We start from the raw sequence: 23,092 nt of genomic DNA on the forward strand, positions 1-23,092 counted from the left end.
GAATGCGAGTTCGATGGCGCTTTCTTACCATTCCCGTGCTGATTTGTTCCTTGCTGCCTGCACACGCAAGTGCGACCGCACTGCCGCGCATCGATCGCATCGTCATCCTGAAGCAGCGTCGCGAATTGCAGGCATGGGCGCAGGGAAAACTGATTAAGACTTATCAGGTCGCGCTCGGCCCGCATCCGGTCGGGACTAAAGAACGAGAGGGCGATGGGCGCACACCCGAAGGCACATACATGATCAGCGGCCGCAATCCAAAGAGTTCCTACCACCTCTCGCTTCGCATCTCATACCCCAGTGCGGAGGATCGCGCACGCGCAGCGAAGCGCGGCGTATCGCCCGGAGGTGACATCATGATTCATGGACTTCCAAACGGCTACGGATGGGTGGGCCGCGGTCATACGCTCAACGACTGGACCGCAGGTTGCATCGCCCTCAGAAACGACGAGATTGATGAGCTATATCGCGCCGTCCCCGATGGCACCCCGGTGGAGATTCATCCCTGATGCCCGAAGATTTGATTGAGGGTCGCGATTACACCATCGACGAACAAGGCCGTTACGTCTTCACTGCCGCCTACCTGCTCCGTCGCGGAACATGCTGCGGCAGCGGATGCCGAAATTGTCCCTACCGAGGAAAATCGCATTTAGAGCAGGAAACACGCGGTGATCGCGACATTTGACTTATCAGCCCACAGTAGTTGAAAATGAATAAGTCGCAAGCGATTGCGATCCCAACCAAAGTGGGCCTGTGGCGCAGCTGGGAGCGCGCTTCCATGGCATGGAAGAGGTCGTCGGTTCGATCCCGACCAGGTCCACCAAATCCCTTCAACAACTTAGCGGCCCTGCAACTGCTGCTAGTTTCTCTTCCAACCCAAGATTCGACCCAACACCCCTAAACAGCAGCCGTCGTAACCTTGATCGCGTCAAGGAACTTCGCCTGCGCCACCCAATGGAGGTGGGCAATCGGGTCGGCAAATTCAGGATCAGTTGCTGTCGTTCGTCAGTCTGGGAATTTAGCTACCGGATGGAGATCAACCCGGGGATGAATCCCCTGGTCCGGATCGGAGTTTGTGAGTTATGGGATACTGCACTTCTGTTGATTGCGGTGATTGTAGTTGAGCCGTTCTGCGGCCCAGATGTTGAACTTTGGTGAAGCTTCGTTGTGTTGCAAACCGGCCTCGAAAGATCTGCACCGAAATTCTTCTATGCGTTACCGCCCTGGAACACGCGTTTTGTGAAGGCCCAGACACGATTGTGACTCGCGGTCTAGACGTTTAGAGCCGTGAGCGCCGTACAGAATTGTCTTTCTGCACGTTCAGTGATTTCTGAACAGGCTCACTTTGCCTCAGCTGTCTGCAGTTCCAAGCCAGCACGCTCCCCATTAATCAAGATAATTCCGGTATTCAGTAATTGCTGTCCTGTGCAGTCGTACTGTTGAAAGCAATGCAGTGCAGAAAGAGGCAGGATAAACTCCACAGCCAGTGTATGGGCGTTATCGTTGTCTGCCGCGATCTTTACCGTGGTACTGAAATCTATCCCATCGAAGCCGGCGGCATCCTTGAAGTAGCCGAGCACTGGGCGCACGAGGTGCGCAACATGGCGGTCAAAAGCCAGTGCCGCCAACTTGTACTGGGAGTCAGCAACTCCAGCCTCCACCGTCGTCGTCAGTGCGAGTTGTAGATAGGTTCCATGTTTGAACGCAATGAATGCCGGTGGTGCGTACGGCACGAAATGTGCTTCTTTATCCTGCTCTTTGGTTAACTTTTGAATCGTCTGCTGATACCTTGCCTGGAGTTCCTTCAGTCCGTCAGGCGACGACTCATGAACAGGCTCGGCGACAAGCTCCGGCGGCACGCTGGTATGGGACAGTGAAGGCAACGCGGTGCCGGGTGCACGTAAGCCGCCGGTGGTTGCGACTGTGGGGTGGGCACTGGTAAGCGTGGGAGGCGGAGCCTGGTTCTGCCCGGCGCGGGCTTCCGGCATCAACGGCTTTTCTCCCGTCAGCCAAAGCACCGCCGGCTCTCCATTGTGATAGAGCTCGGCATCGAGCAAAAGAGTCTGTTGCGCGAGCGGGTCGTGAGCCTGGACCAGTCGGAAAGCCAGTTCACGCGGTATTACGAGCACCATATTTTCTGCAAATTCGCTGTCCATGCCCATCACCTTGCGGCGTACATGATGCGACACCTCGACAGCAAAGAGATCGAAGTCGGAGGCCGCCCAAAATGGTGGAACCGTGGCCTGAAGAATCGGCAGAATCACGCTGACATAGGTCTGGCGCATGCGGTGATCCGCATCTAGAAGTTTGTCTGAGTACGATGCATAGTAGTTGCCCGTGATCTCCAAGGCCTTCCGATTGTTATAAAGCTCAAAACGAATCGATTGCTGATCGAGCTGTTTCTGCTCGGCCTCATTAATGTCGAGTTTGCGGCTGAAATAGAACGGATAGGGGAACCGATGCTGCCTTAACTCGGTTGAGATCGCCTGCAGTTCCTTCAGGTGCTGCTGCTGCAGCGCGCGCATCGCATGGTCTTTAATTTCCATCGGAGGGATGACTTGTGCAACTGTGCAGGATGCCCAGAGCAAGCCTGCAATTAGCGCGAGCTTACTTGGCCGCATACACCCTCCCCGGAGCCTTGTAAGGCGGGTCGGAAACCGCACGGATATAACTGGATAGGGCCTGAATGTCCGTCTTGGTGAGTGTATAGCCGAACGGCGGCATGGATGCCGATTTGTTCAGCGCTGTGCCGCCATGGCTGATCACCGCGACCAAGTCCGCATCGCTGATTTTGTTGAAGGTGTCGCCCTCGGTGAACGGATGGGGTTTTGGATCGAGATTGTCCATGTTTGACACGCGCTCCGGTGTGGACTCCGGATCATGACATCGGGCGCAGTACTGCACGTTGATCTGCTGGCCCAATGCCTCTTCGTATCCAAGGGCAATCTCATCGATCTTCAATTGAACCTTGCCGGCATTGGTCGCCGCAATCACCTCGAAGTGGCCACTGGTTCCCGGAGCCGAAACTTGCGAGGAGAACTGCCCACTACTATCTGTCAGGCCACTTGGCGGATCAAATTTCATGCTCGTTTGGCCGGAAAGAGAGGTGCGCGCTCCTTGTACGGCCGTTCCTTGGGCATCGTTCACCTGAACCACCACAGGCTGATCGAGCGCCGCGCCGATTCGAGCAACTTGCTTATCTCCGCTAACTAACACCAGGGCGGCGCCAGTCACAGTGGCATCAGAGGAGGCCGGAGAAGAAGGCGCGGTCTTCCTCGCGCAGCTTGACATTCCGAGGGCCGAGATGAGGAGAATAATGCATTCCTTCATTTCTTGTCCCCCCCCTGCTTTGCAGGCACTTTCAACGTCATCAGATATGCCGTCAGTGCCAGGGCGTCGGCATCGTCCATGTGCTGGTTCGGTTCGATGCTGTCAGGTCGCAGTGCTTGAGGATTTTTCAGCCATCGGAACGTCCACGCTGGGGTCAGCCGCAAGCCGGCCTGCCACAGCGCCGGGCCAATGTAGCCTTTGTCTTTTTGTGGATCCACAATATGGCAGGACTGGCAATTGTACTTCGAGTAAAAGAGCTGCTTCCCCTGCTCGGCAAGTTGCGGCATCAAGTTCGACGGCGGAATGCCATCGCGATCGAACGCCGGATCCTGGAACACCATCAGCATATAGTCGGCAAGGGTGTTGATCTCCGCATCGGTCAGATTGAACTTTGGCATGCGGCGAATGAGCGCGGGCCGCAACGTGTTGGGATTCTTCAGGAACTCCAGGAGCCAGGCGCGCTGCACGCTGCTGCCTTCCCAGCTCAGGTCGGGCGCCATGTCGCCGCCGCGACCGTTAATTTTGTGGCAAATGAAGCAGCGCAAATCGTTGATGAGTTGGCCGGCCTTCCCCCCCGGCTGGTATTGCGACTCATGCTGGGCGGCGGTTCGCAGGATCGCCGGAAGCGTGTTGGACCGTTCGGTGAGCGCAAGCAGCGAGGTAGTCAGCGCATCGATTTGGGCTGGAGCAAGCGTGAACTTGGGCATCTTGAGCCCGGGCCCGAAGCCCCGAGGATTTGCGATCTTGGAGGTGATGTAGTCGGGCAGGGTGTGCTCGACGCCTTTAGGGAAGGCCAATTGGGCAAACGGTTTGCTGCCAATACGGCTGAGGTCGGGAGCAAAGTTCTCCGGCTTCTTCACCCCATTGATCTGATGACAGGAAGCACAACCAAATTCAACGACCAGCGATCGCCCATGATCGATCTGCTTTTGCGTTGCGGGTTCCAGATGGACATTCGATAGCAGGTCGCTGTCAGTCTTTGACTGCAGGAAGCCTACAAGCAGACCAATCTGCTGATCGTTGAAGCGATAGTGCGGCATCTTCGTGGAGGGGAAGTAGCCAGCAGGATCGTGAATCCACGTCACCAGCCACTCCGGGTTCACTTTGCTTCCTATCCTTGTCAGTTCAGGTCCAACATCGCCGCCGACGAGGTTGCCAGCCGCATTCTGCATAGCGTGGCAGGAGGCGCAGAACGATTCGCCATAGAGGCTGGCTCCGGCCTGGATTTCATTTGCGTCCGTCGATGCGGGCCGCGGTGCCTTGTTTGCGAGAGTGGAAGCGTAGCGGCTCGGAGTGCTCTGCGCGATCAGAAATGCCGAGATGTCGCGGGTGTCGTCATCGCTAAACCCGAAATTCGGCATGGTCGCCGAGGCCGCGTAAGCCTGCGGATTTTTAACCCAGGCGAAGATCCATTCACGGGAACTCTTCTCGGCAATATGACCCAGGTCGGGTGGATCGTCGGTGGGAGTCATTACGGTGCCATCGGCGAGTTTGACGTTGTGGCAATGGAGACAGCCTTCACGAGCCAGCAGGCTCCTGCCTTCGTTCAACTTGGGAGTGCCACGCAATGGAGAAAGATGGCATTGACCGCAGGAGGCGTCCAGGTAACGTGCGGGCAACAGCGGTTCTTCCCAGGCATCCGTACTGTGGTGGGCTTCGTGCGCTGTGGTGGCCGTCCCCTGCCCGCGATGGCAAATGACACAGCCGAACTCGGTGAGGTTGTGCGGCATGGGCGGATGGCGGCGGAACGGCTGCTGGCTGACGTCGGAGAGCGTGGTCTCTTTCAGCGCAAGATGACAAGTAGTGCAGCGGTCCACAACCGCTAGCTCGGGACGCCATATCTGCTGGATTCCGAACTCGGCGTGGCGCTGCAGCGTCACGGCATCGGCACGCGTGCGAATCAGCCCGCGATAGCTGTTCTGGTAATGCCGCCACTCGCTGAAATGGTTCTTGGCAGGGGCAACCGCCAGCGATAAGAGAAGAACCACGCTCATGGTGCCGAAGGCCCGAGCGCTGTTGCCAAACAAAGTGTTCCAGAGTCTGTCCGATCCCTTCCCGTTGGCCACCTTAGCTCCTCCAAGGCAACACCCACGCCCATCCCGGGCCGCGGAAGAATGTGCCGACGGCAGTAAGAATCACCAGTTCCATCAGAAACCACGTCATGATCCAAAAAGAAAGCGGCTTGGAAGCTAGCCAGCTACGAAAACCGGCCGGCGTATTCGGCGGCGTTTGCGACGCAACCAGCAGCAAAACCGCAATCAGCAGGGTCGCCGGGAGGGCGACATAAACTTCGAAAGCGATGAGGAAGATCAGCAGCGCGGCAACCACGGCGCTGCAGATCATCAATCTGCGGCGCCTGTCTTTGGTAAAAATCCCCTCGGCTTCGATATTGATGTTGAAGTAAGGAATCACAATGAGCGCCATCACCACGAGCCCAGGAACGAGTACGCCCGCAACCACCGGAGGAAAGTAGTGCAGCAGCTCTTGCAATCCTAGAAAATACCAAGGCGCTTTCGCCGGATTGGGCGTGTGCATCGGATCGGCCAATTGTTCAAGTGGTGCATTCCAGATCAGTGCCAGCCACACCATAAAGACCACTAGTACTTCGACTGCCACCGCCGCATGAAGCAACGTCTCCGGGAAAGTCATCACGTAATCTTCATCCCGGTATTTCACCGCTGGTGAAGTTCGCCGAGTAACAAACGCCACGCGCACCGGGGTCTTCCGGTAATCCGAGTCCATTCCCGCGTTGAAGTCTTTGGGGCCGTTCATGGCTTCGGCCTTCCTTCCGCCGACTTGTCAGGCGCGTAAAGACCGCCATCCTTACGGATGCGCCAGAAATGGATCGCGATGAGGAGGATCGTCGCCAACGGCAGGATCATGCAGTGCAAAACATAGAACCGCAGCAGCGCGTTGGCATTGACTGAGTGTCCGCCCAGCATCAGGAAACGAATCTCCTGTCCGATCACTGGCACCGACGAGGCGATGTTGCTCCCAACCGTTACCGCCCAATAGGAGAGCTGATCCCACGGCAGCAGGTATCCGGTGTAGCTGAGCAGCAGCGTCATCAGCAAGAGCACCACGCCAATGACCCAGTTAAATTCTCGCGGGGGGCGGTAGGCGCCGCGATAGAAGACCTTGAACATGTGCGCGAACACCAGTAACACCATCGCATGCGCCGACCAGCGATGCAGGTTACGCAGAAATACGCCGGAGGAAACAACAAACTGCAGATCCTTCATATCGGCGTACGCCTGGGGAACCGACGGATGATAGTACAGCATCAGCAGAATGCCGGTGATCACCAGAACCAGGAATGTGCCGAACGTCAGCGCGCCAAGGTACCAGGTGGCACTAAACTCCAGCATCCGGCGGCGCGATTTTACGGAGAACAGGTGTAGAAATACATTGCTCTGGACAGCCTGCGCGCGGTGCAGATTGCTGGCGCCTTCGCCGCTGCGAAAGATGGATCGCCACACCCGGTTCTGGTGAAGCTCTTCGAGGTAATGCTGAATATTGTTTGCCATGTCCTACACCCGCACGAGTTGTTTTGCTGCGGTCGGGACTGACCGGTCCACCATCAGCTCGCCATCATCGTTGAGCCACATACGCAGCCACGGAAGCGGCTTGGGTGCTGGCCCCGCGATCTTGACCCCATCCCGGTTGAATTTGCTGCCGTGGCACGGGCAGGCGATGATCCCCAGCTCGGACTTGAAGCCCGTCAGGCAGCCCAGGTGCGTACATGTGGCGGACAACGCAAAGTACCCATCGGGGTCGTGGACGACGTAGATCGCCGTTTCAGGATCGAGCGTCACCGAACCCGGCGGATAACGATCGGGCTTGCCAGCATTCACAATCGGCGAGGGCTCATAGAGCACATTTGGCGAAAGAAACTCGTAGGCAAATATGCCTGTACCAGCAGCCGCAATGAGAATAGAGGTCATCCCGACCCTCACAAAGAACCGCCGGCGATCCAGATCGGTTGCGCTCTGCTCTCCCGGCACTACGTTGTTGTCGGCCATTTCCGGCCTCCTGGTCAAACTCGTTGCGCTTACGCTTTTGGCGCCGGACCGATCGCACCCACCGGAATCAACCCAGACGATTCCACGGCTACCATGCTGTAGGCTTCCATCGTGATCGTTCCCACCGGACACCGCATCGCACATAGTCCGCAACGAATGCAGCGTGTCTCATCCTTGATCATTGCCGTGCCGGCAATGTTGCCAAGTTCCTCTGGAGAAACATCGGTCAGTTCCACATCGAACATCTCGGGATTTGCCCGAATCGATTGCAGCACGTCAGCCCCAAACGAGATCCGCTCCAGCGCGACCAACTCGAAACATTGCTCCGGACATACGTCCACGCAGCCGCCGCACAGAATGCACTCTGATCCATCTAGCGGATTGCCTTCCATAACGGTGTTGATCCAGCACTTCAGGCAGCGCTGGGCTTCCCGTATTGCCGATTCCTCGTCATACCCGATCTCGACCTCGGTAACGCCCGTGCGACGGTCCAGGGGCAACATCGGAATTGGCTCGCGCATGATGTCAACGAAGTTCTCAAACATGCGATGGCGGTCGAGCACTTCGACCTCGATCAGCGGGTCTTGATGCTTGTGTCCACGCAGGAACTCGTCAATGCCCACAGCCGCGCGCTTGCCGTCGGCCACGCTGTCGATGATGAGGCGCGGGCCGAAGACACAGTCACCACCGGCGAATATGCCCGGTACCGACGTCATCAGACTGTCCCGGTTGACCTGAATGAGTCCGCGCGCCGAAATTTGCACGCCATCTTCCGGCTTAAGAAAGTCCAGATTAGGTGCCTGTCCAATGGCGAGGATGATAGTGTCGCAATCAAACTGCGTTTCACTGCCGGCATGAAATGACGGATTGAAGCGCCTGTCGACGTCAAAGACGGACTTCGTCTTCAAACACTCAAGACCGACGACTTTCCCATTGCTTCCCACCACGCGTTTCGGTCCAAAGCCCGCATGCAGGATGATGCCCTCGGTCTCGGCCTCTTCAATTTCTTCCAGCGCTGCCGGCATCTCAAAACGCGGCTCGAGGCACACGATGTCAACCTCGCGCGCACCCATGCGCAGCGCCGAAAGCGAAATGTCCACCATCTCGTGAGTGGCAACCGCCTGAATGTTCGCGTCCGGGGGCGCTACGTCGGCCCCCTGCTGCTTGAGCACTTCGCGGGCCGCCGAACGCGCCACGTCCATTGCCACATTGCCGCCGCCAATCACGATTACCCGTTTGCCGATGGTGAACTTGTATCCAAGATTTACGTTGAGCAGGAAATCGATGCCCTTGTGAACGCCATCGAGGTCCACGCCGGGAATACTCAAGTCGCGACTGCGGTGGGCGCCCACAGCGATCAGCACCGCGTCAAAGCCCTGGTGCCGCAGCTCGCTCACCGTGAAGTCGCGACCGGCCGCACAGTTCAGCTTCAGTTCGATATCTCCGGTCTCCAGAATCTCGCGAACCTGGGCTTCAACGACGCCGCGCGGCAGGCGGTACTCGGGTATTCCAAGGTAGAGCATGCCGCCGGCTACCGGTGACGACTCAAACAGCGTGACTTTATAACCCATCAACGCAAGGTCGTGGGCCGCCGAGAGTCCAACGGGGCCAGCGCCGACGACGGCGACCTGGAACGGAAGTTTCTCGATGTAGGCCGGTTTCACGTCGATAGGATGACGTGATTCCGGCCCGTAGCGCTCGGTAAGAAACCGCTTTAGAGCTCGAATCGAGATCGGCTTATCGATCTCGCCGCGACGGCAGGCCGTCTCGCAAGGATGTGCGCAAACCCTGCCACATATGCTCGCCAGCGGATTGGGATCGCGCGCGAATCGGTAGGCTTCCTCAAACCGACCCTCGGCAATTAGACCCACATAGCGCCCTGCGTTAGTATGCGCAGGGCAAGCCATCATGCAGGGAAAGTTCGTATGCAGCCAATCCGGATCTACTCTTTTCTTTCGGAAGCGATTTAACATTGCTCCACTATTCAGTCGAGGAGACAGCGACGAACTCGCAGCCCCTCTGTTCTATTTCGAAAGGGTGAAATCGGCACTTGCTCCGCCGCCCGTCACCGAAACCGGTTTCGACTGAGGTTTGGCTCCCTCATGCCACGCCGTCGCCGTGTAGCTGCCATCCGGAACCCCAGTAATGGTGAAGTTGCCGGACGCATCGCTCTCGGCGTAATAGGGTGTCGGAGTCACGATGATGTAGCCCGCCATCTCTGGGTGGACATTGCACAGCAGCGTCACCACGCCGGGCTGGTCAAACTTGAATGGTCTCTTCTCGCCCTTGGGCCAGGTGCCCATGTTATGCCCCAGCTTTTTGTTTCCCGAGATCGAAGGCCAGAAGACGTTGTGCTGTACGTTATCGCTGTTCAGGAACTCCACTGTGGACCCGACTGGGACCACGAGAAGGTGTGGCTGAAACATCAAGCCCTTCTGATCCATCACGGCACTCTTGACCGCGGGAGGGAAGGTCTTGCCGGGAACTGCATCAATCCAGACGACCGACACGCCCGACGCGCCGCTCACTTTGCCCTTCACATCTCCGGCGTACATCGCCACCGATGCGGCCATCACGACAACCGCCAACCACGCGATATTTCGCTGCATAGTACTCCATCTCCCTTTCTTTCTTTCCGTGCATGGTGAAATTAATAAACGTATTCCAAAGCCGCTATTGCAGAGTTCGTCCTGAATGTCGTGGGTACCCCCGTGGCCGGATTGGCGAATACGAATTGCGGCTGGAACTGATACTCAAACGAAGCCTTGATGTTGGCGTGGATCAGGAACTGCACGCCCGGCGTAAACCGGTTACGCGTGGACCGGAACGGTCCTGCGTTGTTCCCGTTGATCCGGTCGGCGGTCGAATTGACCGCGTCCCAGCGCATGAGGGCCATCAGCCAGGGCATTGCCAAGTAGTCGGCCTGGACGAAGCCGCCGTCAAAGGTGGCCGGAGTGCCGCGTACAAAGCCGACTGCCGTCGTTGCAGGGACACCGCCAACAATGGCAACTGGAAGACCCGACGCATCAACCGGCACCACATTGTGGTCGTGGCCGTACATAAATAGCCCATACAGGTTGAATGCGTTGTGGTAATGGAAATCGAAGTCGCCGCCAACGCGATAGAAAGGCTCCCGGGCCGTAAACAAAGTGGGGCCGGCAGATGCTGCCAGAATGCGCTGTACCGAGCGGCCATAGAAGTAAAAGGTTCCAAACCGAATAGAAGTGTGATCACGCGGTCCCAAGGGACCGGCGGCCTGAATGGCATGGCGGCTCGCCGCATCGCGCTCCAGATTGAAGCGGTAGGAAAGTCTTCCATAGATGTCTTTGAAATTTGAGTCGGAGGTGAAGGCAACGCCATTGGCCGGAGATACATTTGACGCGGTTGTTGCGTTCGGCGCGGATGTATTCTGATTTATAACAGCCAGGGAGTAGTGATAACCGCCGTACTGGTGGCCGCCGCTGACCTCCACGCCTTGCGCAGCAGCGTCAATGGTGAAGGTGTTATTAACGAACTGCCTGGGACTCACGCCGACGTTGGCTTCCCCGTAGATGTCATAGCCGCTGATGTTGTAGGTGCGGGCCTGCGTAAACGGAAGGTCAAGCTCAAACTGACCGACCCTCAGGTTCAGAGAATCCTTCGGCAGTTTCACAAATCGCCCAAGGTTGACAAATTTCAGATAGCCGTCGCCGAGCCCGCCATTACTGTTTGCGCCGGCCACACTGATATCGTCATCCACCCAGAACGCGATATCGCTGCCGAAATCGCCGGCGGTGAAAATGCTGAACAACCCGCTCGCGAAATCGGTTCGCGGTATAAACGGCGCCGTCGTGACATCTGACGTGGTTGCCAGGTTGTTGCGGTTCTTTCCCATCACTTGGAAGAAGCTGTTCATGCGCAGACCGATCGGCGGCAACCCAGGTATAGTGCCCGGCCAGATGGCGGACTTCGGCCAGAGCTCTTTCTGCGCCGGAGAGCCGAGCATCACCGGCGGGCTCTTCAGAAAATCCGCATCATCTTTAGGAAATTTGAAACCCGCATCCTTGAAGGCCTTTCCGAAGTCGTTCAGCTTGGGGAAGTCACTGTGGCAGGTTGTGCAGGAGGTTCCATACTTACGCGAAAATGCCGGAATGGCATTTGCTTTCCGTGGCAGTAGGAGAATCAGGCCCGACACCAACATTGCACCTGCCACCAGCAGGAAAACCGCTTGTTTGCCGAATCCAGAATTCATCTCCACCTCCGTGCAATTCTGATGGCCGCGAACTATAGCAGAAATTGTGAATTTCAGAGCTGCACATGCTTCAGGAGTAAAGGCGATTGCCACCGGGCAGGGCGAATCCAGGGACTCCCACTTGGCATTATGTCCAGACCGGCAAACTGTGCGGCAACTTGGCCTCCGATTTGCGCCCACGCGGAGAGCAGTTCCGAAGTTGCGCTCGCCGTGGCACCCAGCGGCGGCGTACAAAAGCGCAGCATCACCGTTTACGACGAGACTGAGTATGCCGGTCGCCCATCTCCTAAATGGCGCGAACCCCCTCGATAGCCAGCGCGCCGTTGAATTGGCTGATTTCTGCCTCCATGGCGGAGATGGCCATGGCTGCAATGCCCTTACGTCCTAGATTGCGGACGGTGCCGAGCAAGGATAGCCAGAGTGAAGGAATGTCGAATGTGTTGCGGCCGACAACGACTTCATTGATCAGCGTCTTGGCGAAAGAACCTGTTGTAGTGTCCGCATAGCTGTATCCGAAGCCAGTCTTCTCTGCAGCCTGCAATTCAACAACAACCAGAGTGGTTTTGTTCCAGCTAAATGTGCCGTCAGCTTCCGGAGAATCTGTGGGAATCGTGTAGCAGGATACCTGGCCAGAGCGGACGGTTTCTTTGGCAGGCGTTACGGACGATTGAGTTGGGCCGGTATTCGTCTTCAGTAGTCGCATCGCTTGTCTCTAGTCTTCGTCCTGAATTTCAATATGGACCCGGCCAGATGCCTTGAGTACGCGCGCCTTGATCTGGTTTGGACTTTTGCGTTCAAACCGCAGATCAATGCTGTCACTCCCGAGCCGCAATTTTCGCAGTTCGAGTTTGTTGATGAAGCCAGGCAGAACGGGATGTTTGATGGTCAAGTGCCTGTCGAACGCACAGGCGTCGAGTCCAAGCAGTGTCGTCAGCATGAATGGCACCGCTCCTGACGCCCAGGCCTGTGGATGGCAAGCTACCGGATAGCTCACGGGCCTCCCGTACTGCCCTCGCGAGAAGCCACAGAACACTTCAGGTAATCGGTAATGAGCGAAACTATGAGCAGCTTGAACGATTCCGGTGAAAATGAGGCACGCAGCCTGGTCTTCATCGTATCGGCGGAGCCCGGCAACAATGATGGAATTGTCGTGCGGCCATATTGTGCCGAGATGGTAGCCGATTGGGTTGTAACGCTTTTCGTCGGCTGACAAGGTGCGCACACCCCATCCGCTGAACATGTCAGGCTTCATCAATCTCGCGGCGATCTTGTGTGCCTTCGCCTCGTCCACAATGCCCGACCACAATGCCTGTCCCGGGTTGGAGGAAATCACGGCTGCGGGGCGGCCATCTTTTTGTAATGCTAGTGCCAGGTAGCTTTTGTTCTTGATCCAGAAGTCGCGATTGAAGCGTGTGCGTAAATCTGCAGCTTCCGCTTCGAGGCGAGTAGCAGTGTCGTGGTCGCTCACTCGCCGGCACAATGACGCAATACCGAGTTTGGCGAGAAATGCATAGCCTTGCACCTCGACCAAAGAAATCGGCGGCTTGGCTAGAGAGCCGTCCGCGTTCATGATGGAAACACCGGAGTCTTTCCATCCCTGATTGCCAAGACCTTGTTTCGATTTCGACTGATATGCCAGATATCCATTTCCTGCGATGTCGGCGTACGTGTCCATCCACTGTAATGCGCGTTCGATATTGGCGCGGAGCTCGTGAAACAATTGTAATGAGCCCGACCATTTTGCAGATTCGGCGATGAGAATGAGAAACAACGGCGTGGAGTCGACAGCTCCGTAATATGGGGTCTGCGGAATTTCATTGAGATGGGCAAGCTCGCCGCGCCTCAGCTCGTGCATTATTTTTCCCGGCTGCTCGTCGCGCCATTCATCTTCATGCTGTCCCTGATACCGCGCCAGCAGACGCAACGTTTGCGTGGCAATCTGCGGTCGGTATGCCAACATCTGTAGTGCTGCGGTCATGCTGTCACGGCCAAACAAGGTGCCGTACCAGGGAAGGCCCGCACTGAAGAACTCTTGTTCGTGAAGGTTACTGCGTAAAACGCGGAGATCTCGGATTGAGCGGTTAACAACTTCATTGAGAAGATCGGAGTCACTTTCAATTTCGGTATGCTGCCCGAGCCACTCGTCGGCATTGCACTCGAGCGCTGACGACAGCGTTTGAGAATCTTTGTTGGCCGCAGGTTTCTTTGAACTTTGAGTGCCGTCGGACTCCTCCACAGAGATAGCGACCGATAACTGATGGCGCTCTCCGGATTTCAGTTCCAGCCGAAGCATCGCACTGGGGCCTTCCACGTGGCGCGGCCGTTCCGAAAACCCGAGCTGCACTGTTCTCCGGATGCCGTCAGCGCCGTTGTAGCTGAAATAGAGAACGCTGCCATGCCACTTCGGAGCCAAGCCTTTGCCTACCCGCTTCGGCTTCATGCCGCGAACTTCGAAAACATCATCGAACTGGGCGCTGAATGAAAATTCCAAGGGAACATCGATGCTCTCTGGAGAGTAGTTGGTGAAACAGAAAACATCCCTCAGAGAAAGTGTTTGAGCGTCGATGATGCGATCCCACGCTACCCCGAGCGACTGCTTCTGCAAGGTACTATTCTTGAGCTTGATGTCGGGATTGGTCATTTCGAAGTTCGCCATGTAACCGAGTTCAGATGAAGCGACAAGCGTATTCAATTTCTGTCCGCCCACTCGCAGTTGGTAACCGTCAAGAAAGCGGCAGTCGTGGTAGTAGAGGCCGAACCCGTCGCGATTATCGACTGGGAGCTCGCCGTCGGGATCGCTGACAAGAAACACGTCGTCATCTTTGATGATGATGGCCCGCGCGATGCTATGCGGCACTTCCGACATTTGGGTTGAAGACCGTTTTAACTTGATGCTTGACGTGTGCTGGCTCATGCGAGGGTGCCCGAACATTTACGTGATTCGGGGAACGCCTTTCCCCCATGTCTCGGGCGGAGCTAGATTGCGACGCAGAGGCGGGCGCTCCATGTTGCGTCGGTTTGATGTGAAAATTTCGTCTCGCTGTGAGATGAGATAGTCGGCCATTCTCGCTGCAAGCGCCTGAATAGTCAAACCGGGGTTAGCCGAACCCTGTGTCGGCATCACGCTTCCATCGCAGACGAAGAGGTTGGGAATGTCGTGCGTGCGTCCGTATTTATCCACGACCGAACTTCTGGGATCGTTGCCCATTGGCGCAGCACCCACCAGATGGGCGTAGCGGGATGCACGACATCCTGCGCACCTGCTGCCCACATAATCTCGATGACCTTATTTCTTCCGAACTCCGTTAACTTCTTATCGTTCTCGTGCAGACTGAAGGTCACCTTGGCAACGGGGATTCCGAAGCGGTCTTTTTCTTTCGCAAGCTGGACGCGATTGTCTGGCCAGGGAAGGATTTCTCCGAGCAAAGCGATTGCAGCCCAGTGGTTAGCTCTCAACTCGTTTTTGCGCAGTCTCAAGAAAGCTGCGTTCCTCTTTGTGCTTCAGCAAGGGCAATAGCTCTTGCAACACTGTCTTGCAGTCACCCACAAGCCCGACATCGGCAGGGTGTCGAAGACCAATCCGGGTGTTATCAATGTCGATCTGCACGCACTTTGCCTTACCCGGCTTGGGATAAAACTCCATATAGGGGAAGGAACTGCCCGCGATCAGGACCGTATCACACTCCTCCATTGCATCCTGCGATGGCGCGGTGCCCAACAGCCCAAGCCCGCCTGTGGTGTAAGGACTGCGATCCGGAATCACAGCTTTGCCCAATAGCGCCTTTGATTAAGCGCTCAACTATTAAGATCAGCGACCATTTTCGGCATCTATTTACTTCCGTAATCCTAAAGCCTCAACGCGGCCGGCGAACCTACTGATTAGTATTAGTCAACGCAAGCTTGATTTTGACGTCTGGAAATCAAGCAGCTCGACACTTACTCTTCCCTGTTCTTCGTTATGTTTTCGTTATGATGTAGCGGCACATCCGAAAGTCGCCTCATTAAACTTCCACTCATTTCTACCCATTTCTCTTCAGCATGGAAATTTGAACCAACATCCGAAGGGGCCTTCACATCCGACGTAAGCATTCCGTCTTTGGTCGGTGAGCTTTCTTGGAGGGGTTGTGAAGAGAGAAGTGGTGGCGATAACCGGGGCATCAGCCGGAGTGGGTCGAGCGACTGTTCAGGAATTTGCCCGGCATGGTGCAAGGATCGGTTTGATTGCACGCGGAAGAGCCGGTCTGGAAGGTGCGAAGCTCGATGTCGAACGGCTAGGCGGGAAAGCCATGGTTTTGCCCACTGACGTTGCTGATTCTGAGCAGGTGGAATCTGCTGCGGAACAAATTGAGAAGCAGTTCGGCCCGATCGACGTTTGGGTCAATAACGCGATGGCATCGGTGTTTTCGCCCGTTAAAGAAATGAAAGCCGAGGAGTATCGCCGTGTTACCGATGTGACATATCTCGGATTTGTCTACGGGACGCTGTCCGCTCTGAAGAGAATGCTACCGCGAGATCGCGGCACGATTGTGCAGGTCGGCTCGGCTCTTACCCATCGCAGCATTCCTTTGCAATCTGCATATTGTGCCGCGAAACACGCGATGGTAGGGTTCACCGATTCACTGCGATGTGAACTCATCCACGATAATAGCCGGGTGCGCGTAACGGTCGTGCAGATGGCCGCACTGAACACTCCCCAGTTTGGCTGGGTGGAGAGCAGGCTGAAACACAAAGCCCAGCCGGTGCCTCCTATCTATCAACCAGAGGTGGCCGCGCGGGCAATCTATTGGGCGGCACACCACGGCCGCCGGGAAGTGTGGGTGGGAGCTCCCACGCTGGAAGCCATGATTGGACAAAAGTTCTTTCCCGGCATGCTCGATCATTACTTGGGGCGTACGGGGTACAAAGCACAACAAACGTCCGAGCTCGAGGATCCGTCCAGAGCTGACAATCTCTGGGCGCCGGTGGATGACAGACGCGATTACGGAGCTCACGGAACATTTGATCATCTCGCACACACTTCCAGCGCTGAGCTCTGGTTCAGTCTGCACCGGAGCAAGCTGATCATGGGGAGCGTAGCCGCGGTAAGCATGTTGCTGGGCGCGATGCGGGGGGCTCGCAGTCGTGCAACCCAGCATGAACGCATGGAGCGTGTGGCTTGAGCCGGGCCGTGTACAGACGAAAACATTTTCAATGGATCGGCTATAGCAGCTTTGCGGCAATGGGTGTGTTGGCGATCATTGCTGCTTATCAGCTTGGGGCTCTGGCGCACCTGCCTGATCCGCCCGGCGAACTGTTTGATTCTGAGCGCGTTGTGTCCGCAAAACAGTCACGTGTTTTCGGCATCCCTGATGCTCTGGTCGGGATTGCCAGCTATGCCGTGACGTTCGCGCTCGCAAGGGCGACTGTCCGCAATTCTCACTCACGTGTTTTGCACGGAGCATTGAGATTTAAAGTTTGGATCGATGTTTCTGAAGCCGTTTTCAAAGCGGCGGGACAGTGGCCGCGCTACCACGCGCTGTGTTCCTGGTGCTTGGCCGTGACCGCAGCGAGTGTTTGTAATCTGATATCGTTCACTGGAAATAATGCCTATATTCACCAACACGCGGCAGAGTTGGAAGGTTGAGGCAGCGCAGGATACCCTGCGGGTCAGAGCCTCCCGACCTGAATGCTCTTCTCCAACGTAAGCAGTTACCGGTCTTCAGCGCTGAAAAGAGCTCGCATCAACTTCCTGAGCCATGTTGCATTCACCCACGCTCAAGCAGTACCGTGGAGCGCGTGGCCCCGATTCGATTTCCGCGTCTGTTCGGCACAGGAGGGCGCCGCGCGATCGAGTCCATCGTGCCGCGCCGAACGTTTGATGATGTAATCTTGTCGCCCGCAACCCGGCGGGCTCTTGACGCTGCACTCGCGCAAGTCACACAGCACGATCTCATCTTCAACCGCTGGGGCCTCGGTGAGCGACATCCAACCGGTCTTGCTCTCGCCTTTAACTTCGCTGGCCCTCCCGGAACAGGCAAGACAATCTGCGCGGAAGCCATAGCGCATTCGCTCAGTCGTCCGCTTCTGCTAGTTCGCTATGCCGAACTCGAATCGATGTGGATGGGCGAGACGCCGAAGAATGTCGCCGCAATATTCCGCAAGGCGCGCGATGAACAGGCTGTGCTGCTGTTCGATGAGGCTGATGCCATCGCCGCGCGTCGCTCAACATCGGCCGATCTCGGGATTCAGCGCGAATCCAATACCACCGTCAGCGCGCTCTTGCAGGAACTCGAGTGGTACAACGGCGTAGTGATCTTTGCGACCAACCTGGCCGCGAACTTCGATCCAGCATTTGAGCGGCGCATTCGCACCCACGTCCTGTTTGAGATGCCCGGGGAGGCCGAACGCACGCAAATCTGGCGCGTGCAGCTGCATCCTTCGCGGACGCCGCTTGCAGACGACGTCGACTTCGAGTCGTTGGGACGTCGATTCGCCGTAAGTGGTGGCGACATCCGAAATGCCGTGCTGAAAGCGGCGCTCGCCGCTGCGGCTGAACCCATTCCCGACACGTTGAAACGCATCCGTCAACACCATTTCGAGACGAGCATCGAGGAAGTAATCGCAGGCAAGCGAGTGATGCAACAATCCCTGTTTACCGACCCGGGAGAGAATTCCGCGAGCGGAACGACCGCGTTCTCCTCGTCGCGACTGCTTGCGCATGCCATCTCAATAATCGCGCTCACTATCGCGCTGATTGCACTCGCGGTTGCTCTCCTGAAGTAGCCTCGACACTCCCCTCGACCATCATCTGCTGTTTTCTTGCCTATTCGGAAATAACGCAGTTGGAGCACATCGTGACGCCATGCGCATACAAAATGGCGCGCTTTGCATATCACTTCTCATACACAGGCGAGTAGAGTTAAACAAGGTAAGTTCGCGAATCTCAGGCGTGCGTGGATAGACGAGCGATATTTAAGTCGCTCGCTACTGTCCTTGGGATTAGTTCGTCTTCATTCGATTCATAGGAGAAAGTGATGGGCAACAAAATAGAACGTCGCACTTTTCTGAAGGGAGGCGCGTTGACTCTGGGGTGTGCAGCCCTGGGTGATCTCGATCAACTGAGCGCCACCGTTTCCAACCCGAAGAGCAAGGCGCAAGTGTTCTTCACTCAAGACATCAGTAGCACTGGCTTGCTGAAGGCGTATTCGCGGGTTAACAAAACTGTCAGCGGCAAGGTCGCCATAAAGATACATACGGGTGAGCCGCACGGGCCAAATATCCTTCCTCGAGAGATGGTCAAGGCGCTCCAGCAGACGATTTCAAATAGCAGCCTCGTGGAGACCAACACTCTGTACAAAGGCAAGCGGTACACCACCGCTGACCATCGCGAAACCCTCAAGGCAAACGGTTGGGACTTCTGCCCAGTGGACATCATGGACGAGGACGGCGCTGTGATGATTCCCGTCAATGGCGGCAAGCACTTCAAGGAAATGTCTGTCGGCAAACACATGCTTAACTACGACTCAATGGTGGTGCTGACGCATTTCAAAGGTCATCTCATGGGCGGGTTCGGCGGGTCGCTGAAGAACATCGCGATTGGCTGCGCCGATGGACAAATAGGAAAGAAGATGGTCCACGCTGCTCCCGACAACGAGGACTTTGCAAAGTGGCTGAAAGGTGAAGCCTTCATGGAAAACATGGTGGAGTCAGCCAAAGCCACGATCGATCATTTTGGTGAAAAGATCGTCTATATCAACGTGCTAAGAAACATGTCAGTTGACTGTGATTGCGCAGGTGTCGCGGCTGCTCCGCCCAAGGCGCATGACCTCGGAATTCTGGCCTCTACCGATATTCTGGCGATTGACCAGGCTTCCATCGACATGGTGTACAAACTCCCCGAGGCGGAACTCCACGATCTCAAGGAACGAATCGAATCCCGCCGGGGTCTTCGTCAGTTGTCATATTTGAAAGAGATGAACATGGGGAATAACTCTTACGAACTGATCACGCTTTGATCTACTGTGCGAGCGCACTCCAGCCAGCCCTGAACAGGAATAGCAGGGATGCGCTCGCGTCATTACTCTGACCCCGAGAATGAGACGTTCCGAGTCCCAGTCATAATCCAACTGATGGGCATCATGACTGCGGAGCATGACGAGTATGCATCGCAATGCACCGTCAGCTTGCGTGCAAGTGAAGCCTTGCTTCCTGACGGAAACTCGACCTTGAACTTCGCGGCAGCCAGCCTTTCGCGCACCGATTCCATACCCGTACTTCCACTCAGGAATCGCACGACCTTCGTGCTTCCGGGCGTAAACGTGACCTCGAAGTCCGCGGAGCCATGCGGTCCCTGGCCGCCGAGCTTAGCCTCCCTCATACGACTCAGTTCCTCTGCGGGGGTCATCGGCCATTGGCCATTCGGCAGTCGCTTCAAAGAGTAGGTCGCCTCGCTTACCTTCTTCCCGGTCAGCTTGAAGTACCGATCCGAGATCTTCTTCTGTGTCGCGTTGTAGGCATTAGCCCCGGTTTGGGATGGCGGGCGCCCGAATGAAATTGAGGCTCCACTGGTTGCAAAAGCAAGCTCGTATGTATGCGCTGCCTCTTTCGACCTCCCCAGCTTCTCGTACAATTCTCCGAGATGCGCGCCGATCTCCTGGTCTTGCTCTAGAACCCAGGCTGCATGCAGGTATTCCTCTGCCCGTTTGTTATCCCCAAGCTTGAAGTAAACCCATCCCGCGGTGTCCCATAGCGCCGAATACTGGGCCGTGCGCGCAAAACTCTGTCCATCATCGGAATTGGCGTGTGCATCCAATTCTGCCAGTGCTCTTTCGATATATTGTTTCGCCAACTCCAGTTCGACATTCGCATCCGTCAATTCAAAGGCGACATCATTCAACATCATGTAATCGACACTTGTCGATTTAAGTGCGCAATCGGCAGCAAGCCGGAGTTGCTCGACTCCCTTTGACTTGTCTGCAGTCTTCAAGTAAGCGTTGGCGAGCGCAGAATGCAGACGTGCATTCTGCGGCGATGCCGTCAAAGCAGTTTCCAGCGTCGCAATCGCTTCAGCGGTTTTGTCCTGCTTCCTGAGCAATGCGCTCAGCTGAAGGGCGGCCTTCTCGTCCTTCGGGTTCACCTTGACTGCTTTCTTCAGTTCCTGGATTGCGTCGTCGGGCCGGTTCATTGCCATAGCCGCGCTCGCTATGGCCAGCATGGTTTTTGTGTCGTCTGGATCAAGCTCCTGTTCCTTGCGAAACTCCGCAATCGCGTCAGGCAGTCGCCCCTGGAACATCAGCAGTAAGGCGATGTTGAAATGAGCGCCGCGATATGTGGGGTCCTCGCGCAGAATTCCCTGGAAGATCTCTTTCGCGTGCTCCTTGTCACCCGCCATGGCCTCACGCCCTTCGTCGAATCTCTCATCCAGCGTTCCTGCCGAGCCGCTCGAATTCGCGATTTTCAATCCATTCAGCTTGAACATGCTCGATTCGTCATCTGAAATGGTCTTGGCCAATTTCTTGAAGCCATCCCAGTCGGTGACCTGTACTTCTTTCTTCTTCAACACAAAGCGCCGGGTGCTTGCGTACACTCCATTCGCACATGTGTTGTTGCTGTGATATTCGGCGTAGGGTTCAACGAGGTTCAAATCCTTTGCCGGAGTAAGCGAACCCCCAGCCGGCAACTGAATCTCTGAGTGATATACGATCTCGCCGACAGAGCCAAGAGGATAGGGCTCCTTGGGTTTCTGCTCGTCCTTCCCTACCGCGAGTCCTTCGAATCCGAATACAGGCATTGGTGCTCCGATTTTCCGGTGCTCCCAGTCTCCATAGTCTTTGCGCAGGTAGTCGTAGGAGATGCTTAGCGGCGTCGAGAGGTCCTCGATCGGACTGACAACGACGTTGCTGATATCACCACTAAACCCAAGCCGATATGAAAATACCTGCAGGAAGTCCTTCCAGTTTGCCTGGGGCGTTTGCCGCAGCAGAAATCTCAGAAGCACTTCCGAATCGCCATGATATTTCTGCTCGACATGACCTTTCAGTACACCGTCATCACCCAGCTGAGCCTTGATCGTGAACTGCTGAGTCTGCGAGAAGGGACTCTCCGCCGGTGTAGTCAGCAATGTCGGCTCTTTCCCGGTCGGCATCACCAAAGCTTGCGTGTCTCGCAATCCCTGCACCAACAATCCATAAGCCGCCACCTCTGGAGTCGTGTCAAGCCACACCAACTTATCTCCCTGAGGCAAGACCGTGATGACATGGTTGAACTGCGACATTGAGGGTACTTCCGGATCGAACTTCCTCGAATCATGAATCAGCGCGGGCCACGCATCGAAACCTGCCGCTTTCAGCAACGCCGCAAAGAGCGTGTGCTTATCCTTGCAATCCCCATATTCATTGCTCAGCACATCTTCTGCCGCATGCGGCTGGAAGCGTCCCGTTCCAAAGTCCAGCCCTACATAGTGGATTCGCAAAGAAACAAAGTTGTAAATCGCGTGGAGTTTTTCTTCGTCGGTGGAAAGGCCTTTTGTCAACTCTTTCGCCTTTGCCGCTAGTGTAGGAGTAACTGCGATCTGCTCTTGCTGCAGGTCAAGATACCAGCGCCCAATCTCAGCCCAGTTCGAAAACGTCGAAACCTCAATTGCTGGGACCGAAGCTTTCTGTTGTGGCACCGCGAGAACAGTCGGGTCGTTCTGCTTGCGTTTCAGGTTCGCAAATTTCCAAGTGTAGATCTTTCTCGCGCCGTCTTCCCTCACCTCTGGCTGTTTGTCTGGGCTCTTCACTTTGAGATGCTTCGAACGTGGCACGTTCAGCACAATGCGTCCGTCCAGCAAAATCTCATCCTCGCTGAATGCCTGTTCGTACCAGAATTGTCCGGGGATATCGGACCGCAGTACGCGAACGCGCATCTTGTACTCGAGCACATCGCCCACGCCAAGGCCCTTCACCGCGACATGCTTCTCGTGGATGTCGCTATACATGGGAGCTGTGCGAGTGACCTCGGCAGGCATGTCCTGAATGTTGTAGTCCGGTGTTTTTATGACCGTGCCATCGGGCTTCAGCACGCGCACATAATCCACATCCAGCACTTCATTAGCGCTGGTGTAGGTGAACTTGAGAACGGCGAATGTCTTCACACCTGCATCGCCCTGCATCCTTACCGCGGCATCCACCTCGCGCGTGCTGGTGCCATCGTCAGCAAGAGTGACCGCGGTATACACGTGCTGGATAACGTATGCCTCCTGCGAGTAATCGGGCGATGTGTCCTTCGCCGTTTGTGCCACACCTAAACCGACCATGCCCAGAAGAAACGAAAGGAGGATGTATTTTGCGTGCATAGAGTCTGTACCTACCCTGTGAGAAAGCCATCGTCGCCATTTCTCACCGTGATCTCAGGCCGCCCAGGAGAGGGCGAGGATCAATTCTGGATACGATAGCAGAGCAGGATAGTCCCGAGTACGAAATTTGTACCCTAGATTCGAGCAAATGTGCGGCAGAGGGCCTGTTTTTGCGCCCTTGAGGCGGCAGCCGGA

Annotated in this window: 21 protein-coding genes and 1 tRNA gene; 7 read left to right on the forward strand and 15 right to left on the reverse strand. The window is 56.1% G+C overall.

What is annotated here, in order from left to right; translation table 11 throughout:
* Window positions 1-2 precede the first annotated feature (2 nt).
* The 3 genes from AC6IY8_RS09955 (at window position 3) to AC6IY8_RS09965 (ending at window position 823) form a co-directional block, all read left to right on the forward strand.
* Complete coding sequence (locus AC6IY8_RS09955) at window positions 3-509, forward strand: L,D-transpeptidase family protein (protein WP_497774287.1); 507 nt, start codon at window positions 3-5, stop codon at window positions 507-509.
* On the forward strand, window positions 509-685 hold the full coding sequence (locus AC6IY8_RS09960) for a C1orf53 family protein (RefSeq protein ID WP_497774288.1): 177 nt from the start codon (window positions 509-511) through the stop codon (window positions 683-685). The genes AC6IY8_RS09955 and AC6IY8_RS09960 overlap by 1 nt, the downstream gene beginning before the upstream one ends.
* A 62-nt stretch (window positions 686-747) precedes the next feature.
* Window positions 748-823, forward strand: a tRNA-Ala gene (locus AC6IY8_RS09965).
* Window positions 824-1,340: 517 nt separating this feature from the next.
* Here AC6IY8_RS09965 and AC6IY8_RS09970 read toward each other — a convergent pair.
* The 14 genes from AC6IY8_RS09970 to AC6IY8_RS10035 form a co-directional block, all read right to left on the reverse strand.
* A complete protein-coding gene (locus AC6IY8_RS09970; RefSeq protein ID WP_497774289.1) occupies window positions 1,341-2,621 on the reverse strand; it encodes a hypothetical protein in 1,281 nt (426 codons plus the stop codon).
* Entirely contained in the window at window positions 2,608-3,330 is a 723-nt protein-coding gene (locus AC6IY8_RS09975) for a c-type cytochrome (RefSeq protein WP_497774290.1), read from the reverse strand. The genes AC6IY8_RS09970 and AC6IY8_RS09975 overlap by 14 nt, the downstream gene beginning before the upstream one ends.
* The gene (locus tag AC6IY8_RS09980) at window positions 3,327-5,396 is read right to left on the reverse strand and encodes a c-type cytochrome (protein ID WP_497774291.1); all 2,070 of its coding nucleotides are present in this window, start codon (window positions 5,394-5,396) and stop codon (window positions 3,327-3,329) included. The genes AC6IY8_RS09975 and AC6IY8_RS09980 overlap by 4 nt, the downstream gene beginning before the upstream one ends.
* 1 nt (window position 5,397) lies before the next feature.
* A complete protein-coding gene (locus AC6IY8_RS09985) occupies window positions 5,398-6,102 on the reverse strand; it encodes a hypothetical protein (RefSeq protein ID WP_497774293.1) in 705 nt (234 codons plus the stop codon).
* Complete coding sequence (locus AC6IY8_RS09990; RefSeq protein ID WP_497774294.1) at window positions 6,099-6,857, reverse strand: cytochrome b N-terminal domain-containing protein; 759 nt, start codon at window positions 6,855-6,857, stop codon at window positions 6,099-6,101. Before AC6IY8_RS09990 ends, AC6IY8_RS09985 begins: the two co-directional genes overlap by 4 nt.
* 3 nt (window positions 6,858-6,860) lie before the next feature.
* Window positions 6,861-7,352, reverse strand: a complete 492-nt coding sequence (locus AC6IY8_RS09995) for a QcrA and Rieske domain-containing protein (RefSeq protein ID WP_497774295.1) — start codon at window positions 7,350-7,352, stop codon at window positions 6,861-6,863.
* A gap of 29 nt (window positions 7,353-7,381) precedes the next feature.
* The gene (locus tag AC6IY8_RS10000; protein WP_497774296.1) at window positions 7,382-9,325 is read right to left on the reverse strand and encodes an FAD-dependent oxidoreductase; all 1,944 of its coding nucleotides are present in this window, start codon (window positions 9,323-9,325) and stop codon (window positions 7,382-7,384) included.
* Between the two features lie 51 nt (window positions 9,326-9,376).
* On the reverse strand, window positions 9,377-9,961 hold the full coding sequence (locus AC6IY8_RS10005; RefSeq protein ID WP_497774297.1) for a carboxypeptidase regulatory-like domain-containing protein: 585 nt from the start codon (window positions 9,959-9,961) through the stop codon (window positions 9,377-9,379).
* Between the two features lie 41 nt (window positions 9,962-10,002).
* Window positions 10,003-11,583: a hypothetical protein gene (locus AC6IY8_RS10010; protein ID WP_497774298.1), complete on the reverse strand. Its 1,581-nt coding sequence runs from the start codon at window positions 11,581-11,583 to the stop codon at window positions 10,003-10,005.
* A gap of 286 nt (window positions 11,584-11,869) precedes the next feature.
* The gene (locus tag AC6IY8_RS10015; RefSeq protein ID WP_497774299.1) at window positions 11,870-12,286 is read right to left on the reverse strand and encodes a hypothetical protein; all 417 of its coding nucleotides are present in this window, start codon (window positions 12,284-12,286) and stop codon (window positions 11,870-11,872) included.
* Between the two features lie 9 nt (window positions 12,287-12,295).
* Window positions 12,296-14,440 carry an amylo-alpha-1,6-glucosidase gene (locus AC6IY8_RS10020; protein WP_497774300.1) on the reverse strand — a complete coding sequence of 715 codons (2,145 nt, stop codon included), beginning with the start codon at window positions 14,438-14,440 and terminating at the stop codon, window positions 12,296-12,298.
* A gap of 75 nt (window positions 14,441-14,515) precedes the next feature.
* Complete coding sequence (locus tag AC6IY8_RS10025) at window positions 14,516-14,791, reverse strand: GMC family oxidoreductase (RefSeq protein WP_497774301.1); 276 nt, start codon at window positions 14,789-14,791, stop codon at window positions 14,516-14,518.
* Window positions 14,704-15,060 (reverse strand): hypothetical protein, encoded by a 357-nt coding sequence (locus tag AC6IY8_RS10030; protein ID WP_497778657.1) that lies wholly within the window; start codon window positions 15,058-15,060, stop codon window positions 14,704-14,706. Before AC6IY8_RS10030 ends, AC6IY8_RS10025 begins: the two co-directional genes overlap by 88 nt.
* Window positions 15,029-15,358: a hypothetical protein gene (locus AC6IY8_RS10035; RefSeq protein WP_497774302.1), complete on the reverse strand. Its 330-nt coding sequence runs from the start codon at window positions 15,356-15,358 to the stop codon at window positions 15,029-15,031. The genes AC6IY8_RS10030 and AC6IY8_RS10035 overlap by 32 nt, the downstream gene beginning before the upstream one ends.
* 349 nt (window positions 15,359-15,707) lie before the next feature.
* On the opposite strand from AC6IY8_RS10035, the gene AC6IY8_RS10040 reads away from it, so the two are divergent.
* The 4 genes from AC6IY8_RS10040 (at window position 15,708) to AC6IY8_RS10055 (ending at window position 19,577) form a co-directional block, all read left to right on the forward strand.
* Window positions 15,708-16,742, forward strand: a complete 1,035-nt coding sequence (locus AC6IY8_RS10040; protein WP_497774303.1) for an SDR family oxidoreductase — start codon at window positions 15,708-15,710, stop codon at window positions 16,740-16,742.
* Window positions 16,739-17,206: a vitamin K epoxide reductase family protein gene (locus AC6IY8_RS10045; RefSeq protein ID WP_497774304.1), complete on the forward strand. Its 468-nt coding sequence runs from the start codon at window positions 16,739-16,741 to the stop codon at window positions 17,204-17,206. The genes AC6IY8_RS10040 and AC6IY8_RS10045 overlap by 4 nt, the downstream gene beginning before the upstream one ends.
* Before the next feature lie 152 nt (window positions 17,207-17,358).
* Window positions 17,359-18,345 carry an ATP-binding protein gene (locus AC6IY8_RS10050; protein ID WP_497774305.1) on the forward strand — a complete coding sequence of 329 codons (987 nt, stop codon included), beginning with the start codon at window positions 17,359-17,361 and terminating at the stop codon, window positions 18,343-18,345.
* 251 nt (window positions 18,346-18,596) lie between these two features.
* Window positions 18,597-19,577, forward strand: coding sequence for a DUF362 domain-containing protein (locus AC6IY8_RS10055; protein ID WP_497774306.1), 981 nt, complete (start codon window positions 18,597-18,599; stop codon window positions 19,575-19,577).
* Between the two features lie 62 nt (window positions 19,578-19,639).
* On the opposite strand, the gene AC6IY8_RS10060 is transcribed toward AC6IY8_RS10055, so the two are convergent.
* Window positions 19,640-22,897: a DUF3857 domain-containing protein gene (locus AC6IY8_RS10060; protein ID WP_497774307.1), complete on the reverse strand. Its 3,258-nt coding sequence runs from the start codon at window positions 22,895-22,897 to the stop codon at window positions 19,640-19,642.
* Window positions 22,898-23,092 lie beyond the last annotated feature (195 nt).

The organism is Koromonas soli (assembly GCF_059726265.1).

Coding starts and splice junctions, on each gene's coding strand:
- AC6IY8_RS09955 (WP_497774287.1), top strand. CDS start 3: ATGCGAGTTCGATGGCGCTTTCTTACCATTCCCGTGCTGATTTGTTCC.
- AC6IY8_RS09960 (WP_497774288.1), top strand. CDS start 509: ATGCCCGAAGATTTGATTGAGGGTCGCGATTACACCATCGACGAACAA.
- AC6IY8_RS09970 (WP_497774289.1), bottom strand. CDS start 2,621: ATGCGGCCAAGTAAGCTCGCGCTAATTGCAGGCTTGCTCTGGGCATCC.
- AC6IY8_RS09975 (WP_497774290.1), bottom strand. CDS start 3,330: ATGAAGGAATGCATTATTCTCCTCATCTCGGCCCTCGGAATGTCAAGC.
- AC6IY8_RS09985 (WP_497774293.1), bottom strand. CDS start 6,102: ATGAACGGCCCCAAAGACTTCAACGCGGGAATGGACTCGGATTACCGG.
- AC6IY8_RS09990 (WP_497774294.1), bottom strand. CDS start 6,857: ATGGCAAACAATATTCAGCATTACCTCGAAGAGCTTCACCAGAACCGG.
- AC6IY8_RS09995 (WP_497774295.1), bottom strand. CDS start 7,352: ATGGCCGACAACAACGTAGTGCCGGGAGAGCAGAGCGCAACCGATCTG.
- AC6IY8_RS10000 (WP_497774296.1), bottom strand. CDS start 9,325: ATGTTAAATCGCTTCCGAAAGAAAAGAGTAGATCCGGATTGGCTGCAT.
- AC6IY8_RS10005 (WP_497774297.1), bottom strand. CDS start 9,961: ATGCAGCGAAATATCGCGTGGTTGGCGGTTGTCGTGATGGCCGCATCG.
- AC6IY8_RS10010 (WP_497774298.1), bottom strand. CDS start 11,583: ATGAATTCTGGATTCGGCAAACAAGCGGTTTTCCTGCTGGTGGCAGGT.
- AC6IY8_RS10015 (WP_497774299.1), bottom strand. CDS start 12,286: ATGCGACTACTGAAGACGAATACCGGCCCAACTCAATCGTCCGTAACG.
- AC6IY8_RS10025 (WP_497774301.1), bottom strand. CDS start 14,791: ATGGGCAACGATCCCAGAAGTTCGGTCGTGGATAAATACGGACGCACG.
- AC6IY8_RS10055 (WP_497774306.1), top strand. CDS start 18,597: ATGGGCAACAAAATAGAACGTCGCACTTTTCTGAAGGGAGGCGCGTTG.
- AC6IY8_RS10060 (WP_497774307.1), bottom strand. CDS start 22,897: ATGCACGCAAAATACATCCTCCTTTCGTTTCTTCTGGGCATGGTCGGT.